At 68.9% G+C, this 19,095-nt stretch carries 15 protein-coding genes and 1 pseudogene; 8 read left to right on the forward strand and 8 right to left on the reverse strand.

Features of this window, described 5'->3' with window-relative positions; genetic code table 11:
• The first annotated feature begins 109 nt into the window (after positions 1-109).
• The 7 genes and pseudogenes from adhE to OHA21_RS44595 all read left to right on the forward strand — a co-directional run bounded on the left by adhE (position 110) and on the right by OHA21_RS44595 (position 8,936).
• Positions 110-2,749, forward strand: coding sequence for a bifunctional acetaldehyde-CoA/alcohol dehydrogenase (gene adhE, locus OHA21_RS44565; RefSeq protein ID WP_328465827.1), 2,640 nt, complete (start codon positions 110-112; stop codon positions 2,747-2,749).
• 229 nt (positions 2,750-2,978) lie between these two features.
• Positions 2,979-5,351 carry a nitric-oxide reductase large subunit gene (locus tag OHA21_RS44570; RefSeq protein WP_328465829.1) on the forward strand — a complete coding sequence of 791 codons (2,373 nt, stop codon included), beginning with the start codon at positions 2,979-2,981 and terminating at the stop codon, positions 5,349-5,351.
• The gene (locus OHA21_RS44575) at positions 5,348-6,010 is read left to right on the forward strand and encodes a hypothetical protein (protein ID WP_328465831.1); all 663 of its coding nucleotides are present in this window, start codon (positions 5,348-5,350) and stop codon (positions 6,008-6,010) included. The genes OHA21_RS44570 and OHA21_RS44575 overlap by 4 nt, the downstream gene beginning before the upstream one ends.
• Positions 6,007-6,822, forward strand: coding sequence for a slipin family protein (locus tag OHA21_RS44580; RefSeq protein WP_328465833.1), 816 nt, complete (start codon positions 6,007-6,009; stop codon positions 6,820-6,822). Before OHA21_RS44575 ends, OHA21_RS44580 begins: the two co-directional genes overlap by 4 nt.
• Positions 6,809-7,096: a hypothetical protein gene (locus tag OHA21_RS44585; protein WP_328465835.1), complete on the forward strand. Its 288-nt coding sequence runs from the start codon at positions 6,809-6,811 to the stop codon at positions 7,094-7,096. Before OHA21_RS44580 ends, OHA21_RS44585 begins: the two co-directional genes overlap by 14 nt.
• A 284-nt stretch (positions 7,097-7,380) precedes the next feature.
• Positions 7,381-7,680 (forward strand): annotated as a pseudogene (locus OHA21_RS44590) (transposase); the annotation flags it as partial.
• 296 nt (positions 7,681-7,976) lie between these two features.
• A complete protein-coding gene (locus tag OHA21_RS44595) occupies positions 7,977-8,936 on the forward strand; it encodes an Acg family FMN-binding oxidoreductase (RefSeq protein ID WP_328465837.1) in 960 nt (319 codons plus the stop codon).
• A 103-nt stretch (positions 8,937-9,039) separates the two neighbouring features.
• Here the strand turns inward: OHA21_RS44595 and OHA21_RS44600 are convergent, their stop codons facing one another.
• From OHA21_RS44600 to OHA21_RS44615, 4 genes are read right to left on the reverse strand one after another with little or no spacing between them, the layout of a single operon-like run.
• Complete coding sequence (locus OHA21_RS44600; RefSeq protein ID WP_328465839.1) at positions 9,040-10,620, reverse strand: hypothetical protein; 1,581 nt, start codon at positions 10,618-10,620, stop codon at positions 9,040-9,042.
• On the reverse strand, positions 10,617-11,519 hold the full coding sequence (locus OHA21_RS44605) for an ABC transporter ATP-binding protein (protein ID WP_442875012.1): 903 nt from the start codon (positions 11,517-11,519) through the stop codon (positions 10,617-10,619). Before OHA21_RS44605 ends, OHA21_RS44600 begins: the two co-directional genes overlap by 4 nt.
• On the reverse strand, positions 11,516-12,325 hold the full coding sequence (locus OHA21_RS44610) for a helix-turn-helix domain-containing protein (RefSeq protein ID WP_328465841.1): 810 nt from the start codon (positions 12,323-12,325) through the stop codon (positions 11,516-11,518). Before OHA21_RS44610 ends, OHA21_RS44605 begins: the two co-directional genes overlap by 4 nt.
• 45 nt (positions 12,326-12,370) lie before the next feature.
• Positions 12,371-14,095 carry a GAF domain-containing sensor histidine kinase gene (locus tag OHA21_RS44615; protein ID WP_328465843.1) on the reverse strand — a complete coding sequence of 575 codons (1,725 nt, stop codon included), beginning with the start codon at positions 14,093-14,095 and terminating at the stop codon, positions 12,371-12,373.
• A gap of 71 nt (positions 14,096-14,166) precedes the next feature.
• Between OHA21_RS44615 and OHA21_RS44620 the strand changes: the two genes are divergently transcribed.
• The gene (locus OHA21_RS44620) at positions 14,167-14,808 is read left to right on the forward strand and encodes a response regulator transcription factor (RefSeq protein ID WP_328465845.1); all 642 of its coding nucleotides are present in this window, start codon (positions 14,167-14,169) and stop codon (positions 14,806-14,808) included.
• An 88-nt stretch (positions 14,809-14,896) separates the two neighbouring features.
• Here OHA21_RS44620 and OHA21_RS44625 read toward each other — a convergent pair whose 3' ends face one another.
• From OHA21_RS44625 to OHA21_RS44640, 4 genes are read right to left on the reverse strand one after another with little or no spacing between them, the layout of a single operon-like run.
• On the reverse strand, positions 14,897-15,397 hold the full coding sequence (locus OHA21_RS44625; RefSeq protein WP_328465847.1) for a flavodoxin domain-containing protein: 501 nt from the start codon (positions 15,395-15,397) through the stop codon (positions 14,897-14,899).
• Positions 15,398-15,422: 25 nt separating this feature from the next.
• Positions 15,423-17,006: an acetate--CoA ligase family protein gene (locus tag OHA21_RS44630; RefSeq protein WP_328478916.1), complete on the reverse strand. Its 1,584-nt coding sequence runs from the start codon at positions 17,004-17,006 to the stop codon at positions 15,423-15,425.
• Positions 16,922-18,082 carry a GNAT family N-acetyltransferase gene (locus tag OHA21_RS44635; protein WP_328465849.1) on the reverse strand — a complete coding sequence of 387 codons (1,161 nt, stop codon included), beginning with the start codon at positions 18,080-18,082 and terminating at the stop codon, positions 16,922-16,924. Before OHA21_RS44635 ends, OHA21_RS44630 begins: the two co-directional genes overlap by 85 nt.
• Positions 18,079-18,966: a universal stress protein gene (locus OHA21_RS44640; RefSeq protein ID WP_328465851.1), complete on the reverse strand. Its 888-nt coding sequence runs from the start codon at positions 18,964-18,966 to the stop codon at positions 18,079-18,081. The genes OHA21_RS44635 and OHA21_RS44640 overlap by 4 nt, the downstream gene beginning before the upstream one ends.
• Positions 18,967-19,095 lie beyond the last annotated feature (129 nt).

The raw sequence follows: 19,095 nt of genomic DNA on the forward strand, positions 1-19,095 counted from the left end.
CGGGTCCGACCGGCGCCTGCGGGACATGCTCGAAAGGAGCACCTGCCCGGCGGGGAAGCGAGCACACGCGAGAGCCGAAAGTACCGACGACAGCCGAGGTGACGAGAGCATGACCGCGGATCAGCAGACCGCCGCACCGTCCGACGTTTCCATCATGATTGACGCCCTGGTGACCGCGGGTTTGAAGGCGCTGGCCGACTACGACGCCTTCGACCAGGAGAAGATCGACCACATCGTCAAGAAGGCGTCGGTGGCGGCCCTGGACCGGCACGCCGTGCTGGCGAAGCTCGCGGTCGAGGAGACCGGCCGTGGCGTCTTCGAGGACAAGGCGGTCAAGAACATCTTCGCCTGTGAGCACGTCACGCACAGCATGGCGAAGCTGCGCACCGTCGGTGTGATCAGCGAGGACGAGATCAGCGGCATCACCGAGATCGCGGATCCAGTCGGTGTAGTCGCGGGTATCACCCCGGTCACCAACCCGACCTCCACGGCGATCTTCAAGGCGCTGCTGGCGCTGAAGACCCGCAACCCGATCGTGTTCGCGTTCCACCCGGCGGCGCAGCGGTGCAGCGTCGAAGCGGTGCGGATCGTCCGGGACGCCGCGATCGCGGCCGGAGCGCCGGAGAACTGCATCCAGTGGATCGAGCACCCGTCGGTCGAGGCGACCACCGCGCTGATGCACCACCCCGGCATCGCCACGATCCTGGCTACCGGCGGCAACAACATGGTCCGGGCGGCGTACTCGGCCGGCAAACCCGCCCTCGGCGTCGGCGCCGGCAACGTGCCCGCCTGGATCGAGAAGAGCGCCAAACTCAAGCGTGCCGTCAACGACATCGTGCTGTCGAAATCCTTCGACAACGGCATGATCTGCGCCTCCGAACAGGCCGCGATCATCGACGACGAGATCTACGACGCCGCCCTCGACGAGTTCCGCTCCCTGCACGCCTACGTCGCCTCCGCCGACGAGAAGCGGATGCTGGAAGAGTTCATCTTCGGCACCGCCGCCTACGGCACCGCGTGCAGCGGAGCGAAGCTCAACCCGGACGTGGTGGGCCAGTCGGCGGCCTGGATCGCCGAACACGCCGGGTTCAGCGTGCCGCCGAAGACATCGGTGATTCTCGCCGAGGTCGGCGAGGTCGGCCCGAACGAGCCGTTGACCCGGGAGAAGCTGTGCCCCGTCCTCGCGGTGCTGCGGGTCCGGTCGCGTGATGAGGGCCTGCGCGCCGCGACCGAGATGGTGGAGTTCCACGGGCTCGGGCACAGCGCGGCGATCCACACCGAGGACGAGGAGCTGGTCGTCGAGTTCGGCAAGCGGGTCAAAGCGGTCCGGGTGATCTGGAACTCGCCGGCCTCGCAGGGCGGCATCGGCGACATGTACAACGCGTTCCTGCCGTCGATGACGCTGGGCTGCGGCAGCTACGGACGCAACTCGGTGTCGAACAACGTGTCGGCGGTCAACCTCATCAACGTCAAGAGGATCGGCAGGCGCACCAACAACATGCAATGGTTCAAGGTGCCGTCGAAGATCTACTTCGAGCCGCACGCCATCCGCTACCTCGCTGACATGCCCGACGTGCACCGCGTTACCGTCGTCACCGACGCGACGATGACCCGGCTCGGCTTCGTCGACCGGATCAACCGGGTCCTGCAGCGGCGCCCGAACCAGGTCGCGTTGCAGATCATCGACGACGTGGAACCCGAACCGCGGATGACCACCGTCGACCGGGGCGCCGAACTGATGCGCTCGTTCCGCCCGGACACGATCATCGCGCTCGGCGGTGGCTCGGCCATGGACGCCGCGAAGGTGATGTGGCTCAAATACGAGCACCCCGAAGTCGACTTCGACGACATGCGGGAGAAGTTCTTCGACATCCGCAAGCGGGCGTTCGCCTTCCCGAACCTCGGCGAGAAGGCCCGCCTGGTCTGCGTGCCGACGACCTCGGGCACCGGCGCGGAGGTGACCCCGTTCGCGGTCATCACCGACCACCGCACCGGCAAGAAATACCCTCTGGCGGACTACGCGCTCACGCCGACGGTGGCGATCGTCGACCCGATGCTGACCGCCAGCATGCCGCGGGCCATCGCCGCCGACAGCGGCTTCGACGCACTCACCCACGCCATCGAGTCGTACGTGTCGGTGTACGCCAACGACTTCACCGACGGTCTCGCCCTGCACGCCATCCGGCTGATCTTCGCCAACCTCGAACAGTCGGTGGTGCACGGCGACACCGAGGCGAGAGAGCGGATGCACAACGCCGGCACCATCGCCGGCATGGCGTTCGGCAGCGCGTTCCTCGGCATCGTGCACGCCATGTCGCACACCCTCGGCGCGACCTTCCACATCGCCCACGGCCGCACCAACGCGGTGCTACTGCCGCACGTTATCCGCTACAACGGCACCCCGCCGTCGAAGCTGTCCGGCTGGCCCAAGTACGAGAACTACAAGGCGCCGCAGCGGTTCGCCGACATCGCCGGCATGCTCGGACTGCCGGCCGCCAACCCGGCCGAGGCGGTCGAGGCGCTGGCCGCGGCGGTCGAACGGCTACGGACCGCAGTCGGGATCGAATCGTCGTTCTCCCAGATCGGCGTCGACGAGAAGGCGTACCTCGCCTCCCTGCCGCAACAGGCCCTCAACGCCTACGAGGACCAATGCGCGCCGGCCAACCCGCGGATGCCGATGCTCGACGACATGCAGGAACTCATGCGCGCCGCCTACTACGGCACCGGCCACGACGAAACACACGGCTGACCTCGCGCCGGGTGGCCGCACGCATGAGGCCATCCGGCGCCCGCCCGACCCGGCGAATCAAGATCGGCCGGTTTGGTTTCAAATGCTGCTTATTCGTACGTTCGAGGGTAAGAACCGCTTCTTCGTCCGCGGCATCTGACTTCTCGCTACGGTCGGGTCGATCGCTGGTGCGACGAAGGGCCGACTGGTGTCTGATCAAGCGCGGGTAAAGGGCTCCGACCGTGCGGAGTTGCGCCTCTCGAAGGGATGGGTCCAGGGCGTTGCCCTGGTCATGGTCTTCGGTTTCTTCGTCATGGGCATGCTGGCCCTGAGGACCTACACCGACTCGATGCCGTTACCGAAGCAGGTGACCGGCCCGAGCGGTGAAGTGCTCTACACCGGCGCGGAGGTGACGGCCGGGCAGCAGACCTTCTTGCGCCGCGGGTTGCAGCAGTACGGCTCCGTGATGGGGCACGGCGCCTACCTCGGTCCGGATTACACCGCCGAGTATCTGCGCATCTCGGCCGAGCACATCAGGGACGGTCTCGCCGTCTCCGGACAGCAGGAGCCCGCCGAGGCAGCGAAACGGATGCTGCGCGAGAACCGGTACGACGAGGCGACCGGCAGCCTCGCCTTCACCGCCGAGCAGGTCGCTGCCTTCGAGGCCGCTACCAGGCATTACGCCGACTTCTTCGGCGCCGAAAGCACGAAGTACGGTCTCCTGCCCAAGGTGATCACCGACCCTCAGGAGATCCACGAGCTGACCGCGTTCTTCTCGTGGACGGCCTGGGCGAGCGCCGCGGAGCGGCCCGGGCACAGCTACTCCTACACCAACAACTGGCCGCCCGAACCACGCGTCGACAACACCCCGACCGCCGACATCGTGGTCTGGTCAGGCCTGTCGCTGACGGCTCTGCTGGTCGGCCTCGGCGCGCTGTTCGCGTTGTACGGGCGCTGGAGCCGGACTATCGGCTGGCACGCCTCCGAGCAGCCGAGCCTGGCGTTCCGTCAGCCCGGCGAGGTCCAGATCACCAAGGCACAGAAAGTGACCGCGTGGTTCTTCTTCGTCGTGGCCGCGCTGTTCCTGGTGCAGTCTCTGCTGGGCGGGGCCATCGAGCATTACCGCGCCGATCTGAGCACGTTCTTCGGCATCGATCTCGCGCAGGTGCTGCCGTTCAACCTGGCTCGCACCTGGCATGTACAGCTGGCGCTGTTCTGGACGGCGGCAGCGTTCCTCGCGGCCGGCGTGTTCCTCACGCCGATCATCGCAGGCCGGGAACCGCGCCGGCAGCATTGGCTGGCGTGGGGGCTGCTCGGTGCGCTGGTGATCGTGGTGGTCGGCTCCATGACCGGGGAAGCGATCAGCATCTTCGGCGCCGACTGGGCCAAGGGGTCGATCTTCTTCGACCAGCAGTGGGAATATCTGGACCTGCCGAGGTTCTGGCAGGCGCTGCTGGTGATCGGATTGTTCCTGTGGATCGCGATCGTCTATCGCGGGATCCGATCCCGGCTGAGGACCGAGCACCGGCTCAACATGCCATGGCTGTTCTTCTACGCCGGCCTGGCGATCCCGGCGTTCTACGCGGTCGGCATGCTGGCGTCGGCGCAGAGCCATCTGACCGTGGCGGAGTTCTGGCGGTTCTGGGTCGTGCACCTGTGGGTGGAGGACTTCCTGGAGCTGTTCACCACGGTGATGGTGGCCTACATCTTCGTGATGCTCGGGGTGGTCCGGCGCCGGATCGCCATCCAGATCATCTTCCTCGACGTCATCCTCTACTCCGCGGGCGGCGTGATCGGGACGATGCACCACCTGTACTTCTCCGGCACACCGGTGGAGCACATGGCGCTGGGCGCGTTCTTCTCGGCGCTCGAGGTGGTCCCGCTGACGTTCCTGACCGTCGAAGCGTGGACCTTCCTGCAGTTGGGCTCTCGGCAGCAGGCTCGTAGCAGCGCGCCGTTCCCGCACCGATGGGCGGTGATGTTCCTGGTCGCCGTGGGTTTCTGGAACTTCGTCGGCGCGGGCGTCTTCGGCTTCTTGATCAATCTGCCGCTCGTGTCGTACTTCCAGATCGGCACAGCGCTGACCGCCAACCACGGACACGGCGCGATGATGGGCGTCTACGGCATGCTCGCCGTCGGCTTGGCGCTCTTCGCGCTGCGCTACATCGTTCCCGCGTCGAAATGGCCGGACAAACTGGCGAAGATCTCGTTCTGGTCGCTCAACATCGGGCTGGCCTGGATGGTGTTCGTGACCCTGCTGCCGTTGGGCATCCTGCAACTGTGGCACTCGGTCAACGACGGGTACTTCGAGGCACGCACGCTCGGCTACATCACCGAACCGGGCAACGCCTTCCTCGAATGGATGCGGATGCCCGGCGACCTCATCCTGATCATCGGCGGGGTGCTGCCGTTCCTGTGGATCACGTATCTCGGCATCCGCCACGGCATCAAGCCGACGGCGACCGAGCTGCCACCGGAGACGCTCTACGTCGAGGAGACCGCTGAGGCCGCGCAGGACCGCACCGGTCTTCCGGCCATGAGCAGTGCCGGCGCCGAGGGTGGGCTGCGCCGATCGCGTAGCCGCTACGCCTCCGACCTTCGTGAGGAGGCGGAAGGGCCGTGACCGGGTTCTCGGCCTCCGCCGTCGGGGTGGAGGCCTGGCTGGCATCCGGCTATTGCGTGGCCGTTGTCGGGCTTGCGTACGTCATCGACGCGCTGGCGCGCCGAGCAGCGTCGGTCTCCGAAGGCGGCATCTCCGGCGGTTTCGCCTACCACTCCGACCACGACGCGTGGCGGTGCCCGCAGGACCAATGGCTGTGGCCGCAATCCTTCGACCCGGAAAACCGTGTAATGCGCTACCGCGGCACTCCGGCGATCTGCAACGCCTGCCCGGTCAAGGACACCTGCACAACATCCTTCACCGGGCGCGAGATCCAACGCTCGATCGACTCGTGGCCGGCCTCCGAGGCTGCCCGCTTCCACCGTGGGATTGCCTGCGCCGTGGTGATCCTTGGTCTGGTGTGGCCGTTGGGCGCCGCACTCACCGGCCCGGGGCCGGACGCGTTGCTGGTCCTGGCCGTCGCCATGGTTGTGGCACTGCTGCTCAGCGTGCCGCTCTGGTCCCACCTGCGCCGCAATGCGGTGTTCATCCCCGAGGGCGTGGTCCACCGCTCGCTCGATGAGCCGGTCGCCGAACGGGAAGCGGCCGCACCGGCGGTGGCCCGCAGGCGCTCGCGTTACGGATCCGACCGACGTGAACCAGGAACGGAGACCGCAAGATGATCATCGGTGTCGTCGTCGTTTCGGTACTGCTCGTCCTGGCCGCTGTCTCGCTGAAGGTGCTGAAAGAGTACGAACGCGGCGTGGCGTTTCGGCTGGGACGGTTGCGCGAGCCACTGGACCCGGGCATCAGGGTCCTGGTGCCGGGCCTGGACAAACTGGTCAGAGTTGATCTGCGGGTGGTCACGCTGACGATTCCGCCGCAGGAGGTCATCACCCGCGACAACGTGCCGGCCCGCGTCAATGCCGTCGTTCTCTTCCGGGTGGTCGACCCGGTGAAATCGGTGATGTCGGTGGAGAACCACGCGGTTGCTACTTCCCAGATCGCTCAGACCACGTTGCGGTCGGTCGTCGGTCGCGCGGAGCTGGACACGCTGCTCGCCCATCGGGCAGACCTCAACGAGGACCTCGCGAAGTCGATCGACGCGATGACCGAGCCTTGGGGGATCAAGGTCGAGGTCGTCGAGATCAAGGACGTCGAGATCCCTGAAGCGATGCAGCGGGCGATGGCGCGCGAGGCCGAGGCCGAGCGGGAGCGCCGGGCGAAGGTGATCAGCGCCCGTGGCGAACTCCAGGCCTCGGCGCAACTGCGCGACGCCGCGAAGACGCTCAGCGAAAGCCCGGCGAGCCTCCAGCTTCGCTACCTGCAGACCCTGCTCGAGCTCGGTGCCGACCACAACTCCACGGTCGTGTTTCCCCTGCCGATCGACATCATCGGCCCGTTCCTCGACACCATCCGTGGACAGGCCACGCGCGGCGTCAACGGCGCCTCGCCCGTGATCAAAGCTACGGAAAGGACGCATGATGCCCAGTGATGTGGATTCCGGCCCGCAGAAGGGTCGCCCGGTCCAGCTGACCCCGGTGGCGCCTGGCGTCTGGCTGGTCATCCTGGGTGGCGGAGTGGCGGTGCTGGGCCCGCTCTTCGGATTTCTCATCGGCACCGTCCTCGGAGCCGAGGCGGAGACTCTCGGACTGAGCCCGATCTTCCTGTTCCTCTTCCTCGGCTTCCTCGTCGCCGGTGCCGGTGTCGGCACCGCGATGCTCGGCGTCCGCCGCATCCTCCGCAACCGCACGAAGGCCACGGCCTGAACCTCGACCACGTGATCCGCTCTCTCGGCCGGTGCCGGCTGAGGGTGGACAGCGCGGGGACCACGTGCTTCACCGTGTGGGTGCAACGCGCCAACTGGCGGATTGCGCGGCCAATGACACCGTTATATCCGCCGGACGAAGGGATCAACCGGTCGGCTGACCGTGTATGCGGAGGTGATCCTGAACGAGGAACCCTACACACGATGTGGTGAGGCGAACCGGTTCGAGTGTGTAGCTTGCAGTGATCTTCCATCGTCGGTGAGGTGGAACGTGAGGCACCGCCGCTGTGGATCCTTTCGGACGACCTATGGCATCGGATCGAGCCGCTGCTGCCGGACAAGCCGCGTCGAGTCCGTAGCCCGGGGCGGGAGCGTCTGCCGGACCGGCAGGTCCTGTGCGGGATCCTCTTCGTGCTGCACACCGGGATCCAATGGAAGTCTCTATCCAAGGAACTCGGCTTCGGCTCAGGGATGACCTGCTGGCGCCGCCTGGCAGAGTGGAACGCTGCCGGTACATGGGAGCGACTGCGTGAGGTGCTGCAGCCGGAGCTGCAAGCGGCGGGCAATCTGGACTGGTCGCGAGCGGGAGGCGCCTCACGCGTACAGGCGGACGTTATGGCCCGGGAGGGGCCGAAAGAACGCCCGTGACTGCCGACGACGACAACGTTCCAGCCGGCTGGCACTGAAAACGGCCCGGTGAACAGGACGATATCGAATACTTGAAGTGACACGGCGGTGGCGCCAGCGCAGGCCGTGCGCGGCGGACCGCAGCCCGCCGGACGGTGCCTGACACGCCTCCGCGCAGAACGAGAGACCGGGAGGCGATGACCGTGGACCTCACCACGGAAGTCGACGATCTTCAAACGCCCGCGATACCCACCGTGGACGTGCTTGAGAACTGTGTCAGAACAGCGATGCTCGCGCCTTCGCTGCACAACAGTCAGCCATGGTTGTTCCGGATCGGTGACGGAACCGTTGACGTGTACGCCGATCCCGATCGGCGACTCGACGTTCTCGATCCGGTCGGCCGAGAGTTGATGATCAGCGTCGGTGCCGCGGTCTTCACATTGCGAGTGAGCCTGCAGGCCGCCGGTTACCTGCCTAGCGTCGCGATCTTTCCGGCCGAGGATGATCCGGTCCTCGTGGCCAGGGTGAGCACCACAGGCCAGGCGGCTGCCGACCCGATGATCGAACGCTTGGCAGCAGCCGTGCCGCACCGGCACACCAACCGGTCCCCATTCGCCGGCACCGCCATCCCAGACGCCGCGATCGAATCCATGGTCGAGGCCGCCGCTGAGGAAAACGCCCGCCTGGTGCTGGCAGACCCAGCCAGCCGGGACGAGATCCTTGCGCTGTCGCAGGAGGCCGATCGGCGCCTACGCGCCGCTGAGGGCTATGAACAGGAGTTGGCCCGCTGGACCACCCAGCGGATCCGTCGGCACGACGGCGTCCCGCCGACGGCGACCGGGCCCTGGGACGCCATGGAGAGCATGCCGATCCGGGACTTCGGACAGCTGCAGTCACACCTGCCGCGGCCGACTGATGAGTTCGAGCCGCATCCGACGATCATGGTGCTCTCCACCTTCGGTGACGACCGGACCGCCTGGGTCACCGCCGGCCAGGCCCTGCAGCGGGTGCTGCTCACCGCGACCTGGCAGAACCTGGCCACGACACCGATCTGTCAGTCCGTCGAGGTACCGGAGGTCCGCGAACGGCTCACCGACACCAGCGCGGGTGTTTGGGCTCAGATGGTCCTTCGAGTCGGGTACGGCCCGGCCACCACCGCCACGCCGCGACGGCTGCTGGCTGATGTCCTTCTGCCAGATTCCGTCTGTACCTGATTTGCTGCGCCGGATGACGCCGCCAGGTACGTGCGCGGCGGCAGTCATCTGGCCGTTCCGTTCGACCAAGCGCTGCTCGCTGACTCGAGTCGCCGGGCGAGTATCACCCGGTCCGCAGATCGCGGCGGGTGACGGCGAACGTGCCGAGCAGGATCAGGACCGCGCCGATCGTGGTGAGCAGCAGCAGCGCACCGGCGTGCGGGTTCTCGGCGGCGACGTCCGGCACCTGGCCGAAGAAACCCAGGTCCTGGACCTGCTCGGGAACGCCGAGCAGGTCACCGAGCATGGCCAGGACACTGCTGGCCAGCAGGGGCAGCCAGGCCAGCACGGCCAGGCGGGGGACCGCGCCAACCAGCAGCGTGGCGCAGCCGGTCATGACTGTTACGGCCGGCCATTGCCCGATGGTGTAGCCGAGGCTGCGCACGGCGATGTCGTCGCCGTCCAGAACGGCAGGTGTGATCATGGCGCTGATCACACCGGTGACAGTGAGGATGACGGCGCTGGCGGCAGCGGTGACACCGGCGTGGGCGGCTACCGGCGTCCACCGGCGCACGCCGGTGGCCAGTACGAGGCCGGTCAGGCCGGTCTCCTCAGCCCGTCTGGCGGCCAGGATCGACAGGATCGCGAAAGCGGACACGACTATTCCGACGAGCGTGCCGCAGTACGCGAGGTACCCAGCGGCGGGATCGCCGGTGCCGAGTTGGGCGCCGAGGAATCCGCCGATCTCACCGTCGCGTTGCTGCTCGACCGCGCCCGAACCCATGGTCGCGAACAACGTGCCGATCGCCGCGACCGCGACGGTCCAGGCGAGGACCGACGACCGGGTGAGCCGGGCGATCAGCCCGACGGTTGTGTGCACGCGCAGCCGGCTGGTGCTGGTGTCGTGCCGGCGGATCAGACCGGTGCCGAACTCGCGGCGTGCGCATAGCCGCACGGCGGTGAGGGCCAAGACCGCGGAGGTGAGCAGCGCGGGAAGCAGGGCTGCCCACCGGTCGTCGGTGAACGGCTCGACCGTCGCGCGCAGCCCGAGCGGGCTCACCCAGTTGAGAACGTCGACGTGCTCGGTGTCGGCGAACGCGCGTACCGCGAACGAAGCGCCCAGCACGGTGAAGCCCAGCAGCCGGGCCTGCCCGGCCGTCGGCGCGACCTGTGCCAGCGCCACGGTCGCGGCGGCGACGATCAGGAACGTCAGCCCGACCACCGCCCCGAACGCGGCAGCGCCGGCCACGGTCATTCCTTCGACCTGCCCGCCCGATGCCATGATCGCGGCCGCGCAGCCTGTGGTCAGCACGCCGGCCATCGCCGCCAGGATGATCAGCGCGCTGCGTAGCGGCTGCAACGGGGCGATTCCGCAGCCGCGTAGCAGCTCCAGTGACCCGTCGTCCTCGACCGCGCGGGTCACCGCCACCGCGGCCAGGACCGCCATGATCGCAGCGAGGATCGTGACGAACCCCCCGATCTCCCACGTGAACAACTGTGCCGGGGTGCCGGGATCCGGCAGCCGCCCGTACAGCAGGGTCGTCGCCGGATTCTGCTGAGCGAGCTCGACGGCGGTCCGCCGCTGCGCTTCGGTGGCGTAGGTGTCCTGGTAGGCGGTCATCGTGCTGCACAACGCCACCAGCAGCACCGGCCAGGAAGCCAGCAACAGCCGGTGCCGGCGAACGAGTAGGCGGGTCAGTGTCATCGGGCTGCTACCTCGTAGTGGCGCAGGAACAGGTCTTCGAGCCCCGCCGGCGTGCACGTGATGTCGTCGGCGTTCGCGTCGACCAGGACCGCCAGCACGGTGCCTACCCGGTCGCGGGGCACGGCGAGCCGCACCGTGTCGATGCCGGCGTCGACGCTGACGCCGGGTTGACGCAGCTGCTGCAGGATCATGACGGCCTGCTCGGCAGGCAGCCGCGCGGTGACCGTGGACGCGGCGAGATGCCGCATGTCGGCCAGCCTGCCGGACTCGACGAGCCGGCCGTCCTTGATGATCGTCACCGTGTCGCAGAGGTCCTCGACCTCGGCGAGGATGTGGCTGGAGAGCAGGACCGTGCGCCCGGCCGCGACCGCGTCGCGGACACACTGCTGGAACACCTCCTCCATCAGCGGATCGAGCCCGGACGTCGGCTCGTCGAGGATCAGCAGGTCGGTGGGGGCGGCGAACGCGGCGACGAGCACCACCTTCTGCCGGTTGCCCTTGGAGTAGGTGCGGACCAGCCGGCGGGGGTCGAGCGCGAACGCGTCGGCGAGGCGCCGCTCGGCGTCGGCGTCGCGTCGGCCCCGCAGACCGGCGAACGCGTCCAGGATTTCCTGTCCGGTCAGGTTCGGCCACAGGGTGACCTCACCGGGCACGTACGAGATCCGGGCGGTGACCTCGGCCGCGCGCCGGGCCGGGTCATGACCGAGCACCCGAACGCGGCCTGACGTGGCCCGGTACAGGCCGAGCAGCACCCGGATCGTGGTCGACTTGCCGGCACCGTTGGGGCCGAGGAAACCGTGCACCTCGCCCCGCCCGACCCGCAGATCGAGACCGTCGACCGCGGTGAACACGCCGAACCGTTTGACCAGCGCGGCGACGTCGACAACCAGCTCTGTCACTCCGCCTGTCCCTTCTCGATCATGGCCAGGACCGCGTCGCCGATCACTTGGGCGATCCGCCTTTCGTTCGGTTCGGCGAGGCGTACATACAGGTCAACCGCCCTGCGGGCGACATTCAGGTCAATCGTTCGCAGCAGCCGCGGCAGGTCGGAACCGAGATGCCGGGCGACCCGGCCGACGACCGCTGCCGCGATCCGGTCCATCTCCTGCGGGTCAAGATGGTCGCCGTGCTGATTCCTCTCAGCGATCTGCCCGAACAACGCCGAGCTCTCCACGAGACCGGTGTCGGTGAACCCCTCGTACACGGCCGCTGACTCCGGTGGCATGTCGCCGCGGTAGAACGCCAGCTCCATGAAGTCACGTTCCCGGCGGATCACCCGCCGGGTCTGCGGATCGGTGGCACGGGCGTACATCTGGTCGTAGAACCGCACCATCGACGCCGGCATCGGCGACAGGTGCCCGTCGCGTTCTACCGCGTCGATCAGGTTCAGCAGCCGGTCGCGGCGGTCGTGCAACCGCTGGATCTCAACGTCGACGGAGTCCACGGCCGCCCGCAGGTCGGTCAGAACAGGCGCCGAGCCATCCGTAGCCACGGCCGGTGTCTCATCGAGCATCGCCGTGATAGCGGTCAGTGGGATCCCAGCCTGCCTCAACCAGCGGATCCGCACCAGCCGGGCCAGGTGCGACAGGTCGTAATCGCGGCGACCGTCACGTTGCGGCGGGATCGGGAGCAGGCCGATCTGGTGGTAGTACCGGATCGTCCGGACGGTCGTCTCGGTCAGGTCCGCCAGCTCCGCGATGCGCACCAGGCCAGTGTCTGCTGTGACGTAACGTCACAGTCAACCATCGGTTCAGCCGGTCAGCGGGACGCGCCAGGTCAGTATCGTGCCGCGCCCGTTCGGACCGGTACCGGTCTCGAAGGTGCCGCCCAGGTCGTCGGCCCGGTCGCTCATGTTGACGACACCGCCGCGGGCCAGGCTCGGATCAAGGCCGATCCCGTCGTCCTCGATCCGCAGCGTGACGTTGGTGTTCGTGGCGTGCACGCTGACCCGGGCCTGGCTGGCCTGAGCATGCCGGGCGATGTTGGACAGCGCTTCGCGGACCACGGCCAGCAGTTCCGGGACGATGTCGTCGGGGACGGCGCTGTCGACCGGGCCGGAGGTGTCCAGGACCGGCCGGAAACCGAGGGCGGCGGCAGCCGCGTCGACGGCCTCGCGCAGGTCGGCGCGCAATGACGGTCCGGTCGGGGACCGCAGTTCGAAGATCGACCGGCGGATGTCGCGGATCGTCGCGTCCAGGTCGTTGACCGCGGTGTTGATCCGGTCCACTGCTTCCAGGCGTACCGCGTGGGCGACCGCACCTTGCAGCTGCATGCCGGTGGCGAACAACCGCTGTATGACCACGTCGTGCAGGTCCCGGGCGATGCGTTCACGGTCCTCGAGCACCACCAGTTGTTCGCGTTCCTCCTGAGCTCGGGCCCGTTCCAGCGCCAGGGCGGCCTGCCCGGCGAACGCGGCCAGCAGCGCCGCGTCCTCGTCGCCGAACAGCTGTCCGGCCGGCTGCGCGACGATCAGCACGCCGTGCGGCATGTCGGTACCGGCCAGTGGAGCGGCCAGCGCCGGGCCGGCCGGGACCGGGCCGGGCCAGTCGGCGACGGCCTGCAGGTCCGGCACCGTGCGGTGCGTCGTGTCCGCGAACCCGGTGACGGTCGGTCCGTCCAGCTGGACGGGTTTACCGGCCAGCCCCGAACAGCCCGGGTCGGCGCCTTCGGCGACTTCGATCGTGTACCGGTCGTTCACGTTGTCGTGCAACAGCACCATGACCAGTGTGGCGTCGGACAGTTCGCGGGCACGGCGGGCGATCAACCGTAACGCCTCGGTGCGCCGAACGGCGCCGACCAGCACGGCGGTGATCTCGGCGGTGGCGGCCAGCCACCGTTCCCGGCGTTGCGCGACAGCGAACAGGCGGGCATTGTCGATCGCAACGCTGGCGGCAGCGGCCAGCGCGACGACGATCTCCTCGTCGTCGAAGCTGAACTCGGCGGCGCCCTGCTTCTCCGCAAGGTACAGATTGCCGAAGATCTGGTCACGGGTCCGCACGGGCACACCGAGGAAGCTGTGCATCGGCGGATGGTGGGGAGGGAACCCGTACGAGTCGGGATGCTTGGTGATGTCCGGCAGCCGCACCGGGTGCGGATCGGTGATGAGCAGACCGAGCACACCCCGGCCGTGCGGCAGATCTCCGATCTTCGCGTGAATCGCTGGGTCGATGCCGTGGGTGATGAAGTCGACCAGCTGGGTGCGGTCGGCGCCGATAACCCCGAGCGCGCCGTAGCGGGCTCCGGCCAGGGTGCAGGCTGCTTCGACGATGCGCTGCAGGGTGCTGCGCAGGTCAAGGTCGGTGCCGATCCCCACCACCGCGTCCAGCAGGGCCCGCAGCCGTTCCCGGCTCGAGAGCACCTCACCGACCCGGTCGAGCATCTCCTGCAACAACTCGTCGAGGCGGACCCGCGACAGCGGACTCAGACCCAACGAGGGAGGCTCCGGCCGCGATCCGTCGGTGGGGTGCTCAACCATGACCGACAGGCTATACAGAGCCTCCCGGACCTTCTTTGCCGGTAACCACTGCCGGACGGTATGAAGTACACATGATTCGCGTGTTCCTGCTCGACGACCACGAGGTGGTCCGCCGCGGCCTGATCGACCTGCTGCAGGCGAGTGGCGATATCGAAGTGGTCGGCGAGTCCGGCTCGGCGCAGGAGGCGACCCGCCGGATTCCGGCGCTGCGCCCCGACGTCGCCGTCCTCGACGGCCGGCTGCCGGACGGCAGCGGCATCGACGTGTGCCGCGACGTGCGCGCCGTCGACTCGTCGATCAAAGGCCTGATCCTCACTTCGTACGAGGACGACGAAGCCCTGTTCGCCGCGATCATGGCCGGAGCATCCGGCTACGTCTTGAAGCAGATCCGCGGCAACGACCTCGTGGATGCGATCCGCCGGGTCGCCGAAGGGCAGTCGCTGCTGGACCCGGCGGTCACCCAGCGCGTGCTCGAAAGGATCCGCAACGGCGTGGAACAGCCCCGGGAACTGGCCGGGCTGACCGACCAGGAACGCAAGATCCTCGAACTCGTCGCGGAAGGGCTGACCAACCGGGAGATCGCCGCCCGGATGTTCCTCGCCGAGAAGACGGTGAAGAACTACGTGTCCAGCCTGCTGGCGAAGCTGGGCCTGGAACGCCGCACCCAGGCAGCCGTGCTGGCCACTCGCCTACTCGGCGAGCATCCGCACTGAACTGCCACGCCGACCGACCACCAGACCGGCCGTCGAGCCGGGTGCGCGCCAACGGGCGGCGGACCGATGGCTTCGACTGCGTGGGTGGTCACGGCGGGCTTGCAGCGCCGATGCCTTGCGCCCACTGCTGGGCGCGTTCGAGTTCGCCGGCGACCAGCGGACCAGCGGTGCCGACGACCCGGAAACTCTCCGCGGACAGGACCGGGCGGCCGCCGAGACCGCGCAGCCGCCGCAGCGCCTTGCCGGCCGCCGAGCCGGGCAGCAACGCCATCTTCACTTTGGTGTCGAAGGCGGCCACCGGCAGCCCGGCGAGTTCCGGCGTGTTGTCGAGATACTCCCGGATGCCGGTCTGCTGGGCGCCCGCGCGTACGTCACCCTGTTTGGCTGCGTCGGTGCGGGTACTGGGCCGGCTCATCCCGAAGGCGTGGGTGGGCGCGCCGACCACGAGCAGGTCGGCACCAGCCACCGGCGGCATGTCCTGGACGTCGGCGAGGGTGACGTCGAAGGTGCCGGCGAGGCCGGCGGCAACCGCGCGGGCCACCGTGGCGGTGTTGCCGAACATGGACTCGTAGACCACTAGCGCTTTCATGACAGGTCGTCTCCATCCGTACCGGTCAGCCCGGGTCGCGCAGGCGCCGCAGCACCGGGTCGGGTTCGCCGCCGACGGGTGCGAGCCGTAGCTTGGCGTCGACCGCGTGCATCCCGTCCGGGCCGGCGAGCACCGGGTTGAGGTCGAGTTCGGCGATCTCGGGGTGGTCCTCGGCGAGCCGGCTCAGCCGCAGCAGCAGATCCTGCAGGGCGGCGGTGTCCACTGGCGGGGTTCCCCGGTAGCCGGTGAGCAGCGGGGCGCAGCGCAGCGAACGCCACATGCGGCCGGAGTCCAGGTCGGTCATCGGAACCTGTTGCAGGGCCCGGTCGTCGAGTAGGTCGGTCGAGGTTCCGCCGTGGCCGAGCAGCACCAGCGATCCGAATAGCGGGTCGTGCACCAGCCCGGCGACCAGCTCGACGGGTCCGTTCAGGTGCGGCTGGACCAGCACGCCTTGGCCGGGGCGGCCGGCCGCGGCGACCGTGTCGAAGGCTTCCCGTACGGCGGCCGGACCCCTCAGTCCGGTGCGGACCCGGCCGGTGTCGCTCTTGTGTACCAGCCGCGGGTCGGCCGACTTCAGGACGACCGGACCATCGATCTGTCCGGCGGCCACCGCGGCTGCGAACGCGTCACGGACGAGCGTGGCGGGCACGACGTCGATCCCGTACGCGGCGAGAATCTCCGCGGTCCGGGCGTAGGTCTGCCAGCCGGGTCCGTGTTCGAGTGCCTTGTCGACAAGGGCTTGTGCGCGTTGCCGGTCGATACCGGTCAGCTCGGCGCGGCCACCCAGCGGCCGGCGCCGCCAGGAAGCGTACGAGGCGGCGTGCGCGAGCGCGCGAACGGCCGGTTCCGGTAGGTCGTAGACGGGTGCGCCACGGGCGCCGAGCCGGTTCGGCAGGCCGGTGCCTCCGGTCACCACCGCGGCGACGCTCAGATCCGGGTGTTGGTCAGCGACGCCACCGAGCGCGGCCAGGATTTCCGCGGGCTGGTTTGCCCGGGTGCAGGCCACGATGAGCAGCAGCATGTCGACGCCGCTGGCGGCGGCCTCGGCTGCGGCGGCGAACTGCTGCGGAGAGGCGCCAGCGCCCAGGTCGAGCGGATTATCCTGCGCAGTTTCGCCAGTTGTCGGCAGGTGCAGTCCGGCCAGCTCCGCGGAGTCGGCGGCCAGGACGTTCAGGCCGCCGGCGTTGCTCACCACCGCGAGCCGCTCGCCGGCGGGCAACGGCTGATCGGTAAGCATCCGGGCGGCGTCCAGCAGCTCACCGAGACTCTCCGTGTGGATCACACCGGCCTGGGCGAACAAGGCGTCGACGGCGGCTGCCGGGGCCGCGGCGGCCGCGGTGTGCGAGGCGCCGGCACGCTGCCCGGCAACCGAACGGCCACTCTTGAGGGCCAGCACCGGCTTGCGGCGCGACAAGGCCCTCACGGTACGGGCGAACTTGCGCGGGTTGCCGAACGACTCCAGGTAAAGGGCGACCGCCCGGGTCTCCGGGTCGTCGTACCAGTAGGCGATCAGGTCATTGCCGCTCACATCGGCCTTGTCGCCGAGCGACACCAGGGTGGACACCCCAGCGCCAGTGCGGGCCGCGTGCTCCAGCACGGCGATGGCCACCGCGCCGGACTGAGCAGCAACCGCCAACGCGCCGCGGGCCGGAAGCGCCGGGGCGAAGCCCGCGGCGAGCCGGATCCGCGGGTCGGTGTTGTACACCCCGAGGCAGTTCGGGCCCACCAGGCGGATGCCGTGGGAGCGGGCCGCCGTACCAGCTCGGCCTGCCGTTTACGGCCGTCCGGACCCGCCTCGCCGAAGCCGGCGCTGAGCACGACGGCCGCGCGCGCTCCGACGGCGGCACCGTCGGCGAGCACCCCCGCGACCTGCTCGGCGGGCACGACGATGACCAGCAGCTCCGCCGGGCCCGGCAGGTCACGCAGGCTGCGGTAGCCGGGTACCGAACCGACCGCGTCACCGTGGCCGTTGACCGCGTATAGCGGACCGGTGAACCCGTAGTCGAGCAGCGACTGCAAGGTTTCCCGGCCGACACCGCCAATCTGGTGGCCGGCACCCACCACGGCGACCGACGACGGGCTGAGCAACGCGCGCAGCGAGGCGCGTTCCGCCGTGCGGTCCCGCTCGTCAACGACCGCTGCGGTGCTCCCGTCATTACTGATCTGCAAGGTCACGTCGACCACGCCCCGGTCGAAACGGTGCCGAGCCTGCGAGCTGAGGTCCCGCGCGACGCGCAGCATGCCGACGTTGCCGGGCAGCACCTCGCCGGAGAGTTCGGTGATGCCGTACCGGCGACAGCGGGCCGCGAGGTGTTCCAGCAGCAGGGTGCCGATGCCGCGGCCGTGGTGCCGGTCGGCGACCAGCAGAGCGAACTCGGAACGCGGCCGGTCGCCGAACCGCTCGGCGGAGGCGACGCCAACGAGCTCGTCGCCCTCGTAGGCCAGCACGTTCACGTGGTGCGCTGACTCCGGCCGGCACAACCGACTCACCTCGGCGCTCAGCGTGGCGGCGCTGGGTTGGGCGAAGAACCGCAGGTGCAGGCTGGCCGCCGACGCCTGCTCGTACAGCGCGGTAACGGCCGAGCGGTCCGCGGCCGTGACAGACCGGATCGACACGATGCCGCCGTCGGCGGTCAGCGCGTCGACCGGATCCGTGCCGGGAACCACCCGGCCGGGCACGGTCATCGCCCGCTGTCCCGCTTGCCGTGCGGCCGCACGATCAGGACCGGACAGTCGGCGTGATGCAGCAGTTGCAGACCGGTCGAGCCGAGCAGGGTGCCGGCGATCACGCCGTGGCCGCGGCTGCCGACCACCACCAGCTGTGCGCCACGGGAGACGCCGACCAACACCGCCGCGGCGCTGTCGTGCGACAGCAGGATCTCCACCGGTACGTCGGGGAACTTTTCGCGCCACGGCGCCAGCTGCGTGGTCAGGTTGGCCCGCTCGGCCTGGTCCTGCTCCGGGCTATACACCTGAGCGGGCGGGAGATGCCCCGAGTAGACCAGTACGGACGGCAGGTATGAGCGGATCGCGGTTAACGAGGTGCAGCGGGCCCGCGCCGCGGTGAACGCCGCTTCCAGGACCCGATCGGCTGAGCCGTTGTCGTCGACGCCCACCGCGACCGGGCCCTTGCCGGCATCCGTGCGTCCGCGGACCACGACGACCGGGCAGTCGGCATGCATGGCCACCCGCTGACTGACCGAGCCGAGGTGCAGGCCGGCGAAGCCGCCGCGGCCGCGGCTGCCGAGCACCAGCAGGTCCTCACCTTCGGAGGCGATGATCAGCTGGGCCGCCGGGTCGCCGGTCAAAACATCGGTATCCATCTCGATCGCCGATGCGACCGTCGCCGCCTCCTGCGCCGCGCGCACGGCGATGCCTTCACCGAACCTACGGGCCGTCTCGAAGTGCCGGCCATCGACGTCGTACTGCGTGCCCGCCCAATCCCGGTCCAGGACATGGGTGAGCAGCAACGGCTGCTTGCGCAGTTCCGCCTCCCGTGCGGCCCAACGCACTGCCGCCCGGCTGGGCTCGGTGCCGTCGACTGCGACGACGATCGCTGGCGTACGCATGATTCCTCCTTGGCGTTCCCTTCCTTCAGCCTCATCCGTACCGATGCCCGCCGGCAGGGCGGCACGGCCCGCCGCGGCGGGCCGGGAGTCCTGTTCCGCCCGGCTTTGGCGATTTCGAACGCACCTGCC

The organism is Actinoplanes sp. NBC_00393, from assembly GCF_036053395.1.
Lineage (GTDB): Bacteria > Actinomycetota > Actinomycetes > Mycobacteriales > Micromonosporaceae > Actinoplanes.

Excerpts from the sequence above, each read along its gene's own strand:
- adhE (WP_328465827.1), top strand. The coding sequence starts at position 110 with ATGACCGCGGATCAGCAGACCGCCGCACCGTCCGACGTTTCCATCATG.
- OHA21_RS44580 (WP_328465833.1), top strand. The coding sequence starts at position 6,007 with ATGATCATCGGTGTCGTCGTCGTTTCGGTACTGCTCGTCCTGGCCGCT.
- OHA21_RS44585 (WP_328465835.1), top strand. The coding sequence starts at position 6,809 with ATGATGCCCAGTGATGTGGATTCCGGCCCGCAGAAGGGTCGCCCGGTC.
- OHA21_RS44600 (WP_328465839.1), bottom strand. The coding sequence starts at position 10,620 with ATGACACTGACCCGCCTACTCGTTCGCCGGCACCGGCTGTTGCTGGCT.
- OHA21_RS44615 (WP_328465843.1), bottom strand. The coding sequence starts at position 14,095 with ATGGTTGAGCACCCCACCGACGGATCGCGGCCGGAGCCTCCCTCGTTG.
- OHA21_RS44620 (WP_328465845.1), top strand. The coding sequence starts at position 14,167 with ATGATTCGCGTGTTCCTGCTCGACGACCACGAGGTGGTCCGCCGCGGC.
- OHA21_RS44625 (WP_328465847.1), bottom strand. The coding sequence starts at position 15,397 with ATGAAAGCGCTAGTGGTCTACGAGTCCATGTTCGGCAACACCGCCACG.
- OHA21_RS44635 (WP_328465849.1), bottom strand. The coding sequence starts at position 18,082 with ATGACCGTGCCCGGCCGGGTGGTTCCCGGCACGGATCCGGTCGACGCG.
- OHA21_RS44640 (WP_328465851.1), bottom strand. The coding sequence starts at position 18,966 with ATGCGTACGCCAGCGATCGTCGTCGCAGTCGACGGCACCGAGCCCAGC.